The organism is Paenarthrobacter sp. NPDC089988, from assembly GCF_044748465.1.
Classification (GTDB): domain Bacteria; phylum Actinomycetota; class Actinomycetes; order Actinomycetales; family Micrococcaceae; genus Arthrobacter.
This window is the reverse complement of sequence record NZ_JBIVGD010000001.1, coordinates 501,100-516,306: the sequence shown is the minus strand read 5'-3', so window position 1 is coordinate 516,306 and position 15,207 is coordinate 501,100. Positions and strand designations below refer to the sequence as shown.

The 15,207-nt window shown below is 62.3% G+C and carries 17 protein-coding genes; 13 read left to right on the top strand and 4 right to left on the bottom strand.

Features of this window, described 5'->3' with window-relative positions; translation table 11 throughout:
• Window positions 1–9 precede the first annotated feature (9 nt).
• From ACIPV6_RS02420 to ACIPV6_RS02400, 5 genes are read left to right on the top strand one after another with little or no spacing between them, the layout of a single operon-like run.
• The gene (locus tag ACIPV6_RS02420; protein WP_400269361.1) at window positions 10–306 is read left to right on the top strand and encodes a hypothetical protein; all 297 of its coding nucleotides are present in this window, start codon (window positions 10–12) and stop codon (window positions 304–306) included.
• 10 nt (window positions 307–316) lie between these two features.
• Window positions 317–3,139, top strand: a complete 2,823-nt coding sequence (locus ACIPV6_RS02415) for a hypothetical protein (RefSeq protein WP_400269360.1) — start codon at window positions 317–319, stop codon at window positions 3,137–3,139.
• Window positions 3,132–3,914: a hypothetical protein gene (locus tag ACIPV6_RS02410; RefSeq protein WP_400269359.1), complete on the top strand. Its 783-nt coding sequence runs from the start codon at window positions 3,132–3,134 to the stop codon at window positions 3,912–3,914. The genes ACIPV6_RS02415 and ACIPV6_RS02410 overlap by 8 nt, the downstream gene beginning before the upstream one ends.
• A gap of 10 nt (window positions 3,915–3,924) precedes the next feature.
• Complete coding sequence (locus tag ACIPV6_RS02405) at window positions 3,925–4,995, top strand: hypothetical protein (RefSeq protein WP_400269358.1); 1,071 nt, start codon at window positions 3,925–3,927, stop codon at window positions 4,993–4,995.
• Window positions 4,996–4,999: 4 nt separating this feature from the next.
• Complete coding sequence (locus ACIPV6_RS02400) at window positions 5,000–5,797, top strand: hypothetical protein (protein ID WP_400269357.1); 798 nt, start codon at window positions 5,000–5,002, stop codon at window positions 5,795–5,797.
• Here ACIPV6_RS02400 and ACIPV6_RS02395 read toward each other — a convergent pair.
• Window positions 5,790–6,179 carry a hypothetical protein gene (locus ACIPV6_RS02395; RefSeq protein WP_400269356.1) on the bottom strand — a complete coding sequence of 130 codons (390 nt, stop codon included), beginning with the start codon at window positions 6,177–6,179 and terminating at the stop codon, window positions 5,790–5,792. The genes ACIPV6_RS02400 and ACIPV6_RS02395 overlap by 8 nt on opposite strands.
• Window positions 6,180–6,262: 83 nt before the next feature.
• Here ACIPV6_RS02395 and ACIPV6_RS02390 point away from each other — a divergent pair, with 83 nt between their 5' ends.
• The 7 genes from ACIPV6_RS02390 to ACIPV6_RS02360 all read left to right on the top strand — a co-directional run bounded on the left by ACIPV6_RS02390 (window position 6,263) and on the right by ACIPV6_RS02360 (window position 12,269).
• Window positions 6,263–6,748: a hypothetical protein gene (locus tag ACIPV6_RS02390; protein ID WP_400269355.1), complete on the top strand. Its 486-nt coding sequence runs from the start codon at window positions 6,263–6,265 to the stop codon at window positions 6,746–6,748.
• The gene (locus ACIPV6_RS02385) at window positions 6,748–8,217 is read left to right on the top strand and encodes a hypothetical protein (protein ID WP_400269354.1); all 1,470 of its coding nucleotides are present in this window, start codon (window positions 6,748–6,750) and stop codon (window positions 8,215–8,217) included. Before ACIPV6_RS02390 ends, ACIPV6_RS02385 begins: the two co-directional genes overlap by 1 nt.
• A gap of 78 nt (window positions 8,218–8,295) precedes the next feature.
• Window positions 8,296–10,023, top strand: coding sequence for a pyocin knob domain-containing protein (locus ACIPV6_RS02380; protein WP_400269353.1), 1,728 nt, complete (start codon window positions 8,296–8,298; stop codon window positions 10,021–10,023).
• Between the two features lie 51 nt (window positions 10,024–10,074).
• On the top strand, window positions 10,075–10,350 hold the full coding sequence (locus ACIPV6_RS02375) for a hypothetical protein (RefSeq protein ID WP_400269352.1): 276 nt from the start codon (window positions 10,075–10,077) through the stop codon (window positions 10,348–10,350).
• Window positions 10,334–11,050, top strand: a complete 717-nt coding sequence (locus ACIPV6_RS02370; RefSeq protein WP_400269351.1) for a hypothetical protein — start codon at window positions 10,334–10,336, stop codon at window positions 11,048–11,050. Before ACIPV6_RS02375 ends, ACIPV6_RS02370 begins: the two co-directional genes overlap by 17 nt.
• Window positions 11,051–11,057: 7 nt before the next feature.
• Window positions 11,058–11,969 (top strand): hypothetical protein, encoded by a 912-nt coding sequence (locus tag ACIPV6_RS02365; protein ID WP_400269350.1) that lies wholly within the window; start codon window positions 11,058–11,060, stop codon window positions 11,967–11,969.
• A gap of 3 nt (window positions 11,970–11,972) precedes the next feature.
• Window positions 11,973–12,269: a hypothetical protein gene (locus tag ACIPV6_RS02360; RefSeq protein WP_400269349.1), complete on the top strand. Its 297-nt coding sequence runs from the start codon at window positions 11,973–11,975 to the stop codon at window positions 12,267–12,269.
• Between the two features lie 99 nt (window positions 12,270–12,368).
• Here ACIPV6_RS02360 and ACIPV6_RS02355 read toward each other — a convergent pair whose 3' ends face one another.
• Window positions 12,369–12,884, bottom strand: a complete 516-nt coding sequence (locus tag ACIPV6_RS02355) for a hypothetical protein (protein ID WP_400269348.1) — start codon at window positions 12,882–12,884, stop codon at window positions 12,369–12,371.
• A gap of 28 nt (window positions 12,885–12,912) precedes the next feature.
• The gene (locus ACIPV6_RS02350) at window positions 12,913–14,172 is read right to left on the bottom strand and encodes a PIN domain-containing protein (protein WP_400269347.1); all 1,260 of its coding nucleotides are present in this window, start codon (window positions 14,170–14,172) and stop codon (window positions 12,913–12,915) included.
• Window positions 14,173–14,267: 95 nt separating this feature from the next.
• Between ACIPV6_RS02350 and ACIPV6_RS02345 the strand changes: the two genes are divergently transcribed.
• Window positions 14,268–14,645, top strand: a complete 378-nt coding sequence (locus tag ACIPV6_RS02345) for a hypothetical protein (protein WP_400269346.1) — start codon at window positions 14,268–14,270, stop codon at window positions 14,643–14,645.
• A 65-nt stretch (window positions 14,646–14,710) separates the two neighbouring features.
• Here the strand turns inward: ACIPV6_RS02345 and ACIPV6_RS02340 are convergent, their stop codons facing one another.
• The gene (locus tag ACIPV6_RS02340) at window positions 14,711–15,205 is read right to left on the bottom strand and encodes a hypothetical protein (RefSeq protein ID WP_400269345.1); all 495 of its coding nucleotides are present in this window, start codon (window positions 15,203–15,205) and stop codon (window positions 14,711–14,713) included.
• Window positions 15,206–15,207: the final 2 nt, after the last annotated feature.

The following is a 15,207-nucleotide window of genomic DNA, read 5'->3' as shown; positions in this document are numbered from 1 at the left end:
GGTGACGCTGTGGGCTACCGCGAAGCCATCGACCTGGTGAACCGGCTCCGCACGGAAATGGGCTCTCACTTGTTCGCGTCCATGAGCGGCTGGTCCTTCGCCATGGACCGGGAGAGCTTCTACGGAGCCCTGCTGCTCACCAAGGTCCACAACGCGCTGTCCTCCAAGGGTGATGCCCCGTTGAGGCTGCCGTGGCCGTGGGACGCGCAGGAAACGCCAGAGGCGGAAAAGGTCACCGCCGAAGAGCGCGAGCAGCTGACAGCCGAGCTGAAGCAAAGCAGCGCCTTCGGTCAACTACGCACATAGAGGAGGGCTGATGACTTCCGAGGTTGGGTCCGGCCAGGTAGCCATCTTCCCTACGTTCCGCGGTTTCCGCAGCAAGACCAACGCGGAAATGTCCGGCGCTGGCCGCGAGGGCGGCAGGAGCTTCAACTCCGCCTTCAACGTCGGCGCCGGCGACCCGGGCCAGGCCCTCATCAAGAAGCTCAACGCCCAGGTCGCTTCCGGATCCAAAGCACTCTCCAGCGCCCGCCTCGCTGAGCAGGACGCAGCAGGCAGGGTCCGCGTGGCAGAAGCCGCACTGGCGGAGGCGCGGGCCAAGGGCGGGGAAACCAGCTCCCGGGCCATCGCCGCTGAGGAACGCCTCGCCACGGCGCAGCGGAAGCTTGTGGACGCGCAGACCAAAACGAAGCAGTCCACGGACCAGTTGAAGGACGCACAGGCCAAACTGGCTGACGCGACCAACGACGCCGACGGATCCGGTGAGCAGTCCGCAAACCGGTTCGCCCGCGGCTGGCAGACCCTGAAGCAGCGCCTCTCCTCCACCGTCCGTAGCTCTGTGGACGACGCAGGGAACGCTGCCAAGTCCTCGGCTGAGGACGCCGGCAAGAAGTCCGGCGGGGCGTTCAGCGCAGGGTTCAAGGGCGCCATGGGTGCCCTCGCGGGCGTGTTCGCCTTCGATACCGTCAAGGACTTCTTCTCAGGTGCCGTGAAGGGCGCTGGCGATCTGGAGCAGTCCGCCGGGGCGATCCAGTCCGTCTTCAAGGGCAACGCCTCGGAGATGCTCAAATGGTCCACCCAGGCGCAGAACAGCGTCGGCCTGACCCAGAACGAGTTCAACGAACTCGGCACACTCATCGGCTCGCAGCTCAAAAACGGCGGCACCGCCATGGACGAGCTGGCACCGAAGACCAACCAGCTCATCGGCCTGGGCGCTGACTTGTCCTCCATGTTCGGTGGCACCTCCCGGGAAGCCATCGAGGCCCTGTCCTCTGCCCTGAAGGGGGAACGGGACCCCATTGAGCGCTACGGCGTCTCCCTGAACCAAGCCAAGATCGACGCCGAAGCTGCTGCACTGGGCTTCAAAAAGGTCGATGGGGCGTTCGAGAACAACGCCCAGCAAGCGGCCACCCTGTCGCTGATCATGAAGCAGACGGCCGACGCGCAGGGCAACTTCGCCAAGGAGAACGACACCCTCGCCGGGCAGCAGCAGCGCGCAGCCGCCGGGTGGAAGAACATCACCACCTCCATCGGTGGGCTGTTCCTTCCGGTGCTGACCAAGGTCTACGGCTTCATCAACACCAGCATCCTGCCCACGATCCAGAACATGGTGAACGGGCTGGGCGACGGCGGCCTGGCCGGTATGTTCCCCCGCCTCAGTGGATTCATCACCGAGTTCACCGGCGGGATCCGCGCCTTCGGGGTCGCGTGGAAGAACAACGACGGCGACGTGACGTCCTCGGGCTTCCCGGGCTTCATGGAGATACTCGCCAACGGACTCCGGACCGTCACCGGCTTGCTGGGGCCACTGTTCCAGCAGTTCGGGGCGATCTTCGGCGGCCTTGCACCAACGGTGCTGCAGTTCCTCTCGGCGTTCTCCCCCATCGGGCTGATCTTCGAGGCCCTGCAGCCGGTCCTGCCGCAGATCGTGGCAATGCTCAGCAGCCTGGCCACCGTTGTGGGTGCCATGCTCACGCAGGCCATGGTCCAGCTGACCCCTTTGGTGCAGCAGCTGGTCACCATGCTGGCAGGGAACTTCGTCAGCATGATGCCCTTCGTCACTGACCTATTCACGCTGTTCCAGACCATCCTTGCGGCCATCGTGCCGGTGGTGATGAGCCTGCTGGCCGCGATCATCCCGCTGGTGTCCACCTTGCTGTCGCAGCTGGCGCCGATCTTCATGCAGCTGATCACGGCGATAATGCCCCCGCTGGTTTCGATCATCGGGAACATCGTGTCGGCCATCGCGCCGCTGGTGACCACCCTTGCCAGCCTGCTGATCCCGATCATTCAGGCACTGATGCCCATTGTGGTGACTGTCTTCGGCGTCATCGTGGACATCATCACCGCGGCGATGCAGATCGTCCAGGGCATCATCGAGGTGGTCACCGGGATCATCTCCGGGAACTGGGCGCAGGTCTGGTCCGGGATCCTGAACATCATCGGCGGGGTCTTCAACCTGATCATCAGCGTCATCTCTGGCGCGATCCAGCTGGTCATCTCTGTGGTCCTGAACGGCCTGAATGCCTTGGTGGGGTTCTTCACCTCGGCCTTCACCGGGATCGTCAACTACGTCGTGACCTCGTGGAACTCGATCATCACCGGCGCCCAAGGGATGCTCGCGGACCTGCTGGGGTTCTTCGGCGGCATCGGTGATTCCGTCGTCAAGGCCCTGGGCAACATCGGCGGCGTCTTGCTGGACTCCGGCAAGGCCCTGATCCAAGGCTTCATTGACGGGATCACTGGCGCGGCAGGGGCCATCGGTGACGCCGTGGGAGGCGTCCTGGAAGGGGTCCGGGACTTCTTCCCGTTCTCCCCCGCCAAGCGCGGCCCGTTCTCCGGGCGCGGGTACACCACCCACTCCGGAAAGGCACTGGCCGGGGACTTCGCTGAAGGAATCGTCAGTGAGCAGAACAAGGTCCAGTCCGCTGCGAACACCATCATGAACGCAGCGTCGCTGACCGGAGAGCAAGGGGCCACCAGCACCGGTACGGCCACGAGGCCCGGCACGCCGGGATCCGCGTTGGCTGGGGCGCAGGTCACGGTGAACATGCCCATCCGGGACCATATGAGCCCTGAGGGTGTGGCACGGGCATTCGATAACCAACTCAACTACAAGCTGAGGACAGTGAATGCTTGACGAACTGTATGTGGTCGTGGACGGGCTGGAGTTCCACGGGAGGCCGGGGCTTGGCCCGTTCACGATCACGAAGGACGGCCTGGACGGCTGGACGGACAGTGTCCCGTTGCGGGGTGAGAAACTGCCATGGCCGCAAGGTCACGGGTCACTGGTTCTTCCCCGCTACCAGGAATCCCGCACGGTCACCCTGACGGGCGCGATCCTTGGCAAGAATCACGCAGACCGTGAGATTCAGATGAACACCCTGTCCGGGCTGCTCGCCTATGGGCAGCTCGGCAGGGTGCAAGTCACCAAAGGTGGACTCACGCAATGGGCTGACGCGTCCCGGGACAGCCTCAGCATCGATGAGGTGCGCGGCAGTTACAACGCCACGTTCCAGCTGCAGCTGTGGTGCCCGGAACCGCGCAAGTTCGGTGAGGCCCGCGGCCCGTTCGTCGCATCCGTTGGATCGAACGCCCTGAACGTCCACCACAAGGGAAACGCCGGCGCAACAGCTGTTTTCCAGGTGGAGGGCAACATGCCCGGCGGGTACGTTCTGACTATCAAAGGCCAGGTCTTCACCGTCACCCAGCCGCTCGTCCCGGGCCAGCCCCACGAAGTTGACTACGGGACCGGGCGGGTCCGCATCAACGGGGCCGTGATTCACGGAGGCATCGGGTACGGCTTCACCCCTTTGGTGACACCCGGCCTGCCCACCGCGGTTTCCATCGCGCCGCGGCCCCCGTTCACCGGCACCGCCTCAGCCACGCTGTGGCTGTACGACACGTTCATCTAGGAGGCGCCTCGTGTGGAAGTACTACTCGATCAGCACCGCCTCATGGGCTGACAAGATCGAGATTCCCGCGACGGCCTTCACCGGCGGCCGGGCGCTGAACACCGGTAGCAGCGGATCGGCAACGTTCAAGGTCAAAGACTCCACCGTTGCCGAAGTCCTCAGCTTGTCCTCGGTCCAGCTCATGGAACGGGCGCTGGTGGCCACATGGAATGAGAACGCCGTGTACGCAGGGTTCCTCGTGGACGCCGACGAGGACCAGACCGCCGGGACCCTCACCGTCCAGCACCAAGACATCTGGTGGATCCTCGCACGCCGGTACCTGCTATCCATCCGCGGCAACGGTGACCAGTCCGCACCCCCGATCCGGTGGAGCAACGTCACCCTCGCCTCCCTCGCGAACCTCATCGTGAAGAAACTCCTCACGGGCGACCCGGTGGCCCGATACAACATGCCGGTCATCACCAGCGCCACCGTGGCCGGCACCGAGACGCGCGAATACTTCGGCTACGAGTTCCTCAACGGCGCCGCAGCACTGGATGACATCATCACCGCTGACGGCGGCCCGAACGTCGAGTTCGACTGCAACTGGAACGGCCCGGGCCTCGAATGGGTCATGCGTTCCGGTGAGCTAACCGCAGGGCTGTGGGAATGGGACTCCACCGCAGCCCAGACCGAAGTGCACAAGCTGAAGCTGAAGACCAACGCCCAGAACATGGTCAACAAGGTCATCGGCACAGGTGAAGGGTCCGAACGTGACCGCCTCGTGAGGGACGCCGCGGACTTCAGCCGCCCCATCCCTGCCTTGGAGCTGGTCAAGAACTTCGGCAGCAAAGACTTCACGGAGCTGCAGGCCCGCACCACTGCGGGGCTGCACTCCAGCAACGACCCAACCCAGGAACTCAGCTTCAGCATCCCCGCCAACGGGACGGTCTCCGTCGCGGACCTGCGCCTCGGCGGCACCGCCCGGGTCAAATCATCCGGCTTCTACTACCTCGACGCCGGCTGGCATGACTGGCGGCTCATCTCGTTCGACTTCGACCAGGAATGGATCAACCTCCAGTTCCAGCAGATAGGCGGCTAACCCAATGGTGGCAATCGATAACCTGTCCGACCCCATGAAAGCCATCCAGGCCCTGGTCCGCAGGATCGAACGGCTGGAGAACAACACCAACCAGAACCGCTCAGCCATCGGCCGCGGCGGGCTCTCTGTGTACGACGGCGGCATGATCACCATCGAAAACGGCGGCCTCCGTGTCACCGGGTCCGCGGAAATAGTCGGCACCCTGAACGCCAACGGAACCATCAACATGACCGGGATATTCATCGCCTCCGGTGAGATGCAGCTCAACGGCACCACAGTGGCCACCGGCGAGTTCCACATTGACGGGCCACTCCTGGTGGACGGCAACACCACGTTCAACGGTGAACTCACCATCAACGGCATCACCAACATCACCGGCGACACCACAGTGACAGGCAAGCTCGTCACCGATGGGCCAGTGGACATCACGGGTCTCACCAAAATCACGGGCGAGTTGGAGGTCTCTGGGGTTACAACCCTCAAAAATGATCTGATTGTGTCTAGCGGTGGACGGATTGTTGCTGACGGGGTTTCAATAGACCCTGATTTTCTTGACGGCAGCCTCCGTTTTGCCAACGGCACTTACCTCGCTGCCACGCCTAATGGAGCCCAGCTTGTTCGCACAGGGCCAGGTAACGGGGCAGTGACGGTTGGTTCCGGCCAAGCTGATATGGGCGCTGCAGGCTACGCGTTCATCCTCAACAGCAATGGGGCATTCATCACGGGCAGCCTTCCGACTACGACAAACGCGCCGAATATGTATCGGGATCCGTCAACAGGACGGTTGTTCCGGACTACTTAGCGCACACCGTCTTCTTGGCAGCTTCACCGAGGCTAGCAAGCGCTTCGCTGTTGGCTGCGCGCAGATCATCGGTCGTGAAGCCTCCCGCGTAGTGCTCGCAGAGGTCATGCCCAATTTCCACCAGGGACTTCTCCGAGAGGCCAGAGTACTTGGGGATGCCAGCAGCAGCAGCCGCGAATGCTCCCAGTTCAGACTCCTTGAATTGGACCGAGCTGATATCGAACGGCTGCCCATCCTTGGTTATCCATTTTTGGGCCACGGGAGCCGCCTCCGGAGCTGCTGATTCAGTGCTGGTGGCCGTTGGTGTTGAGTCAGCCGCAGGCGCCGAGCACGCGGTAAGCCCGAGCAGGCCAATAAGGATGAGTCCCCCAAGTTTTCGCATGCGCCGATTCTATCGGGCAGCTCGACAGATTAATACATCCCGGCCCCTCACCTCGGGGCCTTTTTCATGCCCAGGAGGCACTCTTGCCACTCGAAACTGTCACCTTCAAGCTGTCGGACTTCGGCCTCGAACCGATCGCTGGGCTGCAGCCAGAGATCGAGTTCCAACCCAGCGATCCGGGCCTCGGTACTGGCGGGAAGCTCATGGCCACGGCTCCGATCCGGGCAGTCCCGGACTCGAACGGCAACGGAACACTGCAGCTGCACACCACAGACGACATCCTCCCGGCTGGTGTGCATTACAAGATCGTCATCCGCTGGTTGGACGGCAAAGGCAAATTCATCCGGGCCGACAACCCGAACTGGAAACTGCAGGTCCCTGCCGGCGGTGGTGCTATCGCTGATCTGGCCCGTCTTCCACTCGGCCCGGCCTTGGTCATCACTTCACCAACACCCCCTGCGCTGTGGGTGGGTCTGGCAGCGATGTGGCTGCAGATGGACCCCAGCGATCCTGATAACCCTGACAACCCGGCCAATACCGGAGACCTTTACGAATTGAGGAATGTCTGATGGCGCTGACATGGGTGAAGATCGGGAACCTGAAGGGACCGAAAGGTAACCTGGGGACATGGCTGCAGGGCCTCCTGCCTGACGGTTCTGACCTCAACGCCGTCACAGGCCTGTCTCAAGTTGGCCTCTGGTACGTCGCCAACACCGCCTCCGCCCTGACCATGACGAACCTGCCACCAGGCGTTGTGACCGGCCCGGGCACACTCGTGGTGGAACGCGGCCCGGCCAGTTACGGGTACACCGCCCAGACGTACACGGTCATGGGAACGTCGCCGCAGAAGTGGTGGCGGCAGATGCTCACCGGGTCCACGTGGTCCGTGTGGAAGCGCCTGGACAACGGATCCACGGTCCTGCCTGACGGCACAGACCTGAATACCCTCGCCGGGTACAACAACGTCGGTAGCTACTACATCCCCAACGACGTCTCGGCCGCGTCGCTGGTCAACAAGCCCGCCGGGGCAGCGAACAAGGTCTCCTACCTTGTGGTCCGTTCCGGTCCGGCGTCGGGAATGTCGTACACCGAACAGGTGTACACGGTCATGCAAACCACCCCCTCGAAGTGGTGGAGGACCCTCACCGCGGTAGGTACATGGTCCGAATGGGAGCGCGTCGACGGCGCAGGCTACTTTGCCCTGGACTCCGGTCACTACGGCACCCCGAACGTGGCCCGGATCGAGGAGTTCAAAGCACGCCACCCCGTCACCTCTACCAGCGGTAAGGGCGCGGTGATGTTCCGCTTCGATCACGGACTCACCTACTTGAAGTCCACGATCATTCCGATGCTGAACTCCGGCGGCCGCAACTGGAAGTGTCTGATCGCGATGAACTCCCGCAACTGGGCCAAGGCCGAGAACTCCGGCATGTCCCAGGCGGAAGCCACGGCACTGATTGACGCGGGGCACGAGTTTGGGAACCATACCGCTGACGGGAACGCCACTGGCACGCATAAGGACATGGACACCAAGGCCGCGCTGTGGGACGGCATCGTGGTGGGCAAGCAGGAACTGGAAGCCCAGCTTGGCCGGCCGGTTGAGCATTTCATCATGCCAGGCACGGTCAACGGCATGGGCGGTCTCGGGACCGGGGCAAGCCTTGACGCGTTCTGCGGCACCTACGGCGGTTCCCTGGCTTTGACCTTCCACGCAGTGGTCTCCGGCAGTATCCCGAACACCCGGTTCCGGGTGCTGGATGGGCGCCTCAAGCAAGCCCAGCAGCACTACACCATCGAGGACCAGACCGTTACGGCGATCAAAGCCCAGATCGACATTGCAGCGTCCACGAAGACCGCGCTGCAGCTCATGCTCCACCCCCGGAACATCGACCAGCCCGGCTACCTTACTCTCGCGGGGCTCACTGACGTGTTCGCGTACATCGACACGAAGGTGGCCGCCGGTCAGCTCGTGGTATTGGGCACGAGTGAATCCCTGATGGCCACCACCGATCCTGTCGGGACTGAGCTCATCCGATGACCCTGCGAAACGACAACCCTCACATTCCTGGGGCGGACCTCCCAACGGTCCACCCCTTCGCTTTTAAGGAGGCCCCTCGTGGTTGCTAAAGGAATCCCGGGCCTGATTCGGTGGACGCCGAACATGGCGTACAAGGCTGGTGAGCGAGTCGCCGCACCGAACGGCGACATCGTAACCGCGAAGGCTGACTTCACCGCGGGGGCGACCTACAACCCCGCCAACTGGAACGCTTCCACGCAGGACGGCCGACTGGCCGCGGTCGAGTCCAGCACCGTGCAGGCACTCCCCCGCTGGAAGGCCAACACCGCGTACACAGCCGGGCAGCAGGTCCTCTCCCCGGGCGGCGATATTGTCACGGCCACGGTTGCGTTCACATCCGGGGCGACGTACAGCGCGGCGAACTGGACCCCTTCGGCACTTTCCACGAACCTAGATCTTCGGGGGTTCCCGCAGCGGGAACTGGTCACGGGCGAGGACATCAACGCGATCCGCGACCCGGGCGTTTACACCTGCCCCAGCACCACCGTGGCAGGGACCTTGATCAACTGGCCCGCCGGCAGCTTCACCGGTGCGCTGATCGTCGGCAAAGCGAAGGCCGGGCTGTACACCAGCCAGGAAGTCATCGCCCTGGTCTCCACCGTGGCCCCGCCGGACCACTACACCCGCACCACCCGATCCAGCGGAAACACGACTTGGACGCCGTGGGGGTACAAGGGCTGGACCCGCGGGCCGATGCCGGACGGCACCAACCTGGACACGTACCGTGAGTTCGGCGTGTGGACGCACACCAACCCTGCTCTGCTGACCGGTGTACCGGCTGATGTGACCACTGGGCTGGTCACGGTCGAGAACCTTGTGTCCGCGAAGACGGGCACGGCCCTGCAGCGGCTCACCACCGCTGACGGACGGGTATACACCAGGACCGCTTCCGTTCTCGCCGGGTGGGGTGGCATAACGTGGAAGCCCGTTGGTTCCGGCACCACCCCGCCCGTGACGGTGGTGAGCAACGCCGGTCTCGCGAACGCGGTCCTCCTGCAGGACTGGACCCGCAGAATGGGCGGCCGGAAAAAGGTCAGCACCGCGACGCTGGCTTTCCGTTTCGATCACGGCCTGGCGAACTTCAACTCCAAGCACCGCCCGGAAATGGAGGCCCGTAACTTCAAGTATTCACTCGCTCTTTGCTCCGGTCAGTGGTCCCGGCCAGAGAACGTCGGCGTAACCGCCGAAATGGTGAACGCCTGGGTCCTCGCCGGGCTGGCCGAAATCTGGAACCACTCCAAAGACCATGGTTCTGGTGACAACTCCGAAGCTGCGTGGAAGGCCGCGATCCTGGACGGGCTCACAGAATTGCGGACGCAGATCCCGGCCGCGTCAATTGACGGGTTCGCGCCTCCGGGGACAGCCGGAACTGACTTTGGCGGGTTTCTTGACGGCAAGACTCTTGAACAGTTCTACGCAACAGCAGGTGGGCAATTCATCCTGGAGCATCACCCCGTGGCCGCCGGATACCTCGGCGCGAGCAGCCGGTGGCAAGACGGCATGGTCCGGCAAGGACTGGGCCACTACACCATTGATGGCACAGTCTCCACGCCCTTCACGCTTGCCACGGCCCAGTCGCTCATTCAATCGGCGGAAATCGATAAGCGGGCGCTGCAGTTCATGCTGCACCCGTCGCTGACCGACAACGGCACGAACACGAGCCTCGCAACGTTTATCTCGATCCTCGATTACGTCAAGGCCGAGGAAACGGCCGGGCGGCTGAAGATCGTAAGCCCGTACGAGCAGCTGCTCTGTGATGTTCTCTAACCCGTTGCCTCGTCGGCAGAAAGCAGGAGGGGCGGAAGTGTGGATGCAGCGATGCTCACAGCCATTGGGACGATCCTCCTTGGCGCCGGCGGCGGGGCTTGGAAGCTCATCGACCGTGCAGACAAGAAGCGCGAACGACGGGAGGCCGCCGTGGAAGCACTCCTGACGGCACGGATCGCGGAACTCCTGAAGAGGATCAAAGCCCTGGCCCGGTACAACTCCCGAATCAAGGCGGCCGCTGGCAAATGGCGGGAACAGTTGATCGCCAACGACATCCAACCGGATCCCGCCGAATGGCCGGAGGATGACCATGACGACAACGAATGACCCGGAGTTGGAAGCCGCGCAGGCGGAAGCTGCGAAATCGAGACGGGCCGACAAGCGCACCAAACTGTTGCTTGCTGGCCTGTCTCTGCTTCTCCTGGCCGTGGTGGTGATCGCTGGCTGGCTGGCGTTCGACAACCACCGGCTGGCAGTCGCCAACGCCCTGTACGGGGTGGAGCAGGCCCAGGAGAAGCAGAACCTCGCGCAGGCGGCCACCGACAATCTTTGCCAGCCCGCCGACCAGACCACCGCGGCGGCGTCCGAGACCTGCCGGAACTTGGAGAGGGCAGCCACGGAGCCAAGTCAAGGCCCGCAGGGCGTGCAGGGCATCCAAGGCATTCCTGGCCCGAAGGGCGAGCCCGGGATCCAGGGGGCTCAGGGAGTCCAGGGTATCCAAGGTGACAAGGGCGACAAGGGCGACACCGGGACCGCTGGCGCTTTGGGGGCGGCCGGAAGTAACGGCACTGACGGTTTGGATTCCACAGTCCCCGGCCCTGCCGGACCACAGGGCGAACAAGGCCCTATGGGTCCGGCTGGGCCCGCCGGAGCGAACGGGACCAACGGCATAGACGGCAAGGACGGCGCCCCACCGTCCTCGTTCACCTTCACCGATCAGGACGGCAGGCAACAGACTTGCACGCCGAACCCGCCCGGATCCACCACCTACACCTGCGCTGCCAACCCGGCGCCCAAGAAGACATAGGAGAGCCATGGCATTCGAAATCTCACGTTTCCAGTTCTGGCTGGACTCGGTGATGGGCAGGTACACCGACGTGGACCGGTTCGCCGGGGCCCAGTGCTGGGACCTCGCAGCGGCATTCTCCAAGTTCTTCGGATTGCCAGTCATCAACACCACTGGGGGGTCCGGAAAGTGGGCTGGGTACGCGGGAACGATGTATCGCGACTTCCCGCAGACGGCCGCTATAGAGGCGGCTTACATACAGGTGCCGGCCACCCAGCCGGGCCAGCCGGGTGACCTCGCGGTGTGGGGTGACTCGTTCTGGTATTACCCAGCGACCCACGTGGCCGTGGTGATCAGCGACGAAGGCCCAACACACCTTCGCTGCGCCTCACAGAACAGCTCCCCGTCCCGCTGGGACAACCCATACCCCGGGCAGTCGTCCGGACCAACCATGGACCAGTGGCTGCCCAAACAGGGCTTGCTTGGCTATCTGCGTCCCCGCACAGGCCTTGTCCTGCAAGGCGAAATCATTCAACCAGAGGAGGATGTCATGGCATCGCTCGAAGATGTACGCACCGTTGTCCGGGAAGAGATCGCCGCACTGACCCAGGAAGGCATCGCGCAGAAGCGCAACGCCGGCGCCTTGTTTGGCGTGGCTGGCAACGTCAAGGCCGCCAAAGACGCAGCAGAAGAGGCCCGAGATCTTCTGCGGCCAGGCGTTGAGAAGGTCCGGTTTGCTGGCCCTATCCCGGGCTTGCTGGCCTCCATCCAGGGGCAGCAAGCAGGTCTCTTGGAGGCAGTGAAGCAGTTGGCTGACAAGCCCGGTTCCCCCGTTGACTTGGCCGCCGTGGAAGCAGCAGCCGAACGCGGCGCCGCAGCAGCATTGGCTGACCTGCAGGCGACCGCCACCACCACCGTCACACTGAGTCAGGAAGGCTGACCCATGGCAGATCACGTCGCATTGTCCACGCAGGAGCGTAACCCGCGCTCCGCCGTCCTCCGCACCGTATTCGCGGTCGTCGCGCTGATTCCGCTACTCAACGGAATCCTTTTGGCGACAGTTGAAGCGTTGAAGCCTTACGAGGTGTACCTACCCGCATGGGTGTTCCCAGCGCTCAACGGTATCCTCGTGGCAATCGCAGCACTGACCGCGCTGGTGACCCGCGTCCTCGCGGTCCCGGGCGTCAACGACTGGCTCCGCAAGTACCTGCCCTTCCTCGCCCCCGAGGACAACCGATAAGACAAAGACCCCCACCCTTTACCGGGTGGGGGTCTTTTCTTGTTCCTAGACTTAAGCCAAGCGCCTTCGCTGCCCTTGCGCTCTGAGCCTTCGTAATTGCTAGATCTCGATGGTGCCGCTGCCTGCGAGGTCCTGCAGCAACATGAGCTTACCCATTCGGTCCTGGACATCCGACCGCCGGCCCGAAACCTCCTTCATCCACGCATCGACGCCAGCACAGATATCAAGACAAAACCGATCGACTTGAAGCTGAAGCTTGTTGTCCACTTGGTTGCAGTGCATGAAGACTCCAGGGAACGGCGTCGTAAAAGCGAAGGAACCAAGCGCTTCTTTCGCTCGCTGATCAACGATGTCATCTTGACCCTCATGAAGTACCGCGCACCGCAAGGCGTAGCAGTCTTTCCCGCTGAGAAACAATCTGGCCCCGCTGGAACCCGGCGCGGTGTATTTCGGTTCAAGGTACGTCTTGCACCACTGCACATATCGCCTCTGTGATCTAAGTTCCGGGGATTCCAAACGTCCGCAAATGTCCGGCAGCGTGAGTGCAAGACTCAACGCGGCATACCAGTTCTCCAGGGCAAGGGAACTCCGCACAGAGTCAACGAGATGCTTCATGCTTATCCTTTCCTTGGATTAGAAGGTCTCACAGCAGCCCGGAAGTCTCTAGCTGAACCCGCCGGTCAACGAGAGCACAGATCGGGGTGCGAAGCTCTTCGGCTTTCCGCCGATGGTATTCAGCATCGGGACTATCGGGGCTGAAAGTCATCGCGAAAGCTTCGAGGTGACCGGCTTTGGTCTCGATTTCTTCGATCTCTGCGACAACCTTCGCATGATCGACCCTCACCGCTTCCTTGAGCGCATGTCCTATGGCAGCATCATCAAGTTGCCAGCCCTGCGCGATCCCGTTTTGGAGGCTTTGTTGAGCGGCTGCCATCGCGGCTTGGCTCCCACCTACAGGGTGGGCAAGCGCGACCTGGCGCATTACGGACTCAACCGTCAACTCGCGGGCGGCTCGTGCATCAGCGACGACGGCCTCCATCTCCTGCAGGGCTGCTTCGACCTCAGCTTGGCGGTCGTCTCCTGCGGTTTCTTGGAAGAGACGTTTGTAGAAATGCGCGCTTTTCGTGATCAGGATGTTCTGGCCCGTTTCCTCGCGGAATTCTTGGATAAGTTCCGGACGCGGTATCCCCGGATGCAGCTTCATCCACCAGTCCTCTTTTCCGTCCTCCGTGACGAAGATGACATCCTTCTTCTCCGCAGATGCATGCTCGATGAGTTGTTTCCAGAGGACATAGTCACCGTACTTCCGGTTACCAGGCTTGTTCTTGGCATCCATGTAACCTGGAGGAACCTCTTCGGAAAACCGCTTAGCGCCATCCTTGAATAACGCTTCCAGCTTTTGCTTTGTGGGCTTGGTACCTATGCAACCATCAAACAACTCTGTAATTCGGTCCAGAATCGTGTCCGGATTCTTCGTGCTGGTCAGGTCCTTGATGGCATTGAGTTCCGCGGTCAGTTCGTCACGGTATGCTACCAACGCCTTAATCGCTTCCGCCTGAGCGGCTGACGCCTTCAACCTCGACTGGGTCGGGAGGTTCCCCAGCTCGTTCTTGAACGAGCCAATTCTGCTGATGCGCTGCTGGTGAGCTTCAGTCTGCTTCGCCCGCTGCTTGTGAGTGTTCCGATGGAACTCCTCGGCCACCTGGTACGGGATCCACAGGCGTTCTTGGCGTTTTGAAAGCGCCTCGAAGTGCTCAGCAGCCGTGGCTTCTTGAACGTCATAGAAGAACAGGAGGAGATTCGTGTCAAGGGTGATGATGCCCTCATCCCAGATCTTGTCGGTCTCTTCTTGTTTGGGTTTGTAGTAGCCACGGAATTGGTCGCGCAAGGTGGTGTCCTCCATCAGAGATGCTTGGAGTCCATTCAAAGCGAAAAGTGCGGGCTGCTCCTAATCGAACGGCTATCTCTGTTGTCAGTGCCTAGGCGTACGCTGCCCGCATGGACGAGTATGAACGCAAAGCCTTGGCCGGTGACTGGCGGGCGGCCTGCACGGTCCTCTCTCGGGCTGCTATCAAACCGGAGGTGTTGGAGGCGTTGATGACGTCTGATGCGCACGTGGAGGTGGTATCTGGCGTGATGGGCCGCTGGGGTTTGACCGTCGAGCAGTTGGCGTGGGCGGCGACGTTTGATGATTGCAGGATTCTGGGCCGCGTTGTGTCCAACCCGAAGACTCCGCTCCCCATTGTCCGGGAAATTCGGGAGCGCGCCGCGGCGAGGCCGGAGGATGTGTGGGTGCATCTGGAGGCGTATTGCGGGCGGGTGCTGGATCGGGCCGCTGCAGAGTCGGGGCTGCATTCTGGGATACTACGCCCGTAGCCTGCTGGCCACGCGGACTTGCGCCTGCGGTGCGCTGGAGTGATCGTCCCGCGCACCGCAGACGACTACACCTGATCGCTGTTATACACGCGGGCGTCCAGGGACCACGCAATTACGGATTTTGCTGAGACGCGAAGGTTCTTCAGCTGCACTCGGTGCGCACCGTTGGTCAGTGTGGCATCAAGAAAGTGGTAGAAGCCAGTTGTTGTCGGGTGTTCCTTCGGGTCACCGGCTTTGATGGCTGCGCGCGCTTTCTGCACCACCTCACGCTGCATTTCCATGTAGCGGGCCATCGTCTCACTGCGTGTTTCCATGGCGTCAATCTGCGCCTGCTCATATTTGTCGTGGTGCACCAGAGTTCCTTCGATGACACCACCGGGCGTGACCAGTGTGATGCTTGCCTGGCCGTCAGTATTGTCTCCTTCAGGCCCGAAAATGAGGCCGAGGAACATGTCAAGCTTGTAGTCGACGTCGTATGCGAGCTGCTCGCGCAGCCTCTGGCGACTGTCAGCAGTTGCTGGGTCAAGGGCGAAGTCATTGTTATCGACGGATTCAGTCATTA

Coding starts and splice junctions, on each gene's coding strand:
- ACIPV6_RS02415 (WP_400269360.1), top strand. CDS start 317: ATGACTTCCGAGGTTGGGTCCGGCCAGGTAGCCATCTTCCCTACGTTC.
- ACIPV6_RS02410 (WP_400269359.1), top strand. CDS start 3,132: ATGCTTGACGAACTGTATGTGGTCGTGGACGGGCTGGAGTTCCACGGG.
- ACIPV6_RS02400 (WP_400269357.1), top strand. CDS start 5,000: ATGGTGGCAATCGATAACCTGTCCGACCCCATGAAAGCCATCCAGGCC.
- ACIPV6_RS02395 (WP_400269356.1), bottom strand. CDS start 6,179: ATGCGAAAACTTGGGGGACTCATCCTTATTGGCCTGCTCGGGCTTACC.
- ACIPV6_RS02385 (WP_400269354.1), top strand. CDS start 6,748: ATGGCGCTGACATGGGTGAAGATCGGGAACCTGAAGGGACCGAAAGGT.
- ACIPV6_RS02375 (WP_400269352.1), top strand. CDS start 10,075: ATGCTCACAGCCATTGGGACGATCCTCCTTGGCGCCGGCGGCGGGGCT.
- ACIPV6_RS02370 (WP_400269351.1), top strand. CDS start 10,334: ATGACGACAACGAATGACCCGGAGTTGGAAGCCGCGCAGGCGGAAGCT.
- ACIPV6_RS02365 (WP_400269350.1), top strand. CDS start 11,058: ATGGCATTCGAAATCTCACGTTTCCAGTTCTGGCTGGACTCGGTGATG.
- ACIPV6_RS02360 (WP_400269349.1), top strand. CDS start 11,973: ATGGCAGATCACGTCGCATTGTCCACGCAGGAGCGTAACCCGCGCTCC.
- ACIPV6_RS02355 (WP_400269348.1), bottom strand. CDS start 12,884: ATGAAGCATCTCGTTGACTCTGTGCGGAGTTCCCTTGCCCTGGAGAAC.
- ACIPV6_RS02350 (WP_400269347.1), bottom strand. CDS start 14,172: ATGGAGGACACCACCTTGCGCGACCAATTCCGTGGCTACTACAAACCC.
- ACIPV6_RS02345 (WP_400269346.1), top strand. CDS start 14,268: ATGGACGAGTATGAACGCAAAGCCTTGGCCGGTGACTGGCGGGCGGCC.
- ACIPV6_RS02340 (WP_400269345.1), bottom strand. CDS start 15,205: ATGACTGAATCCGTCGATAACAATGACTTCGCCCTTGACCCAGCAACT.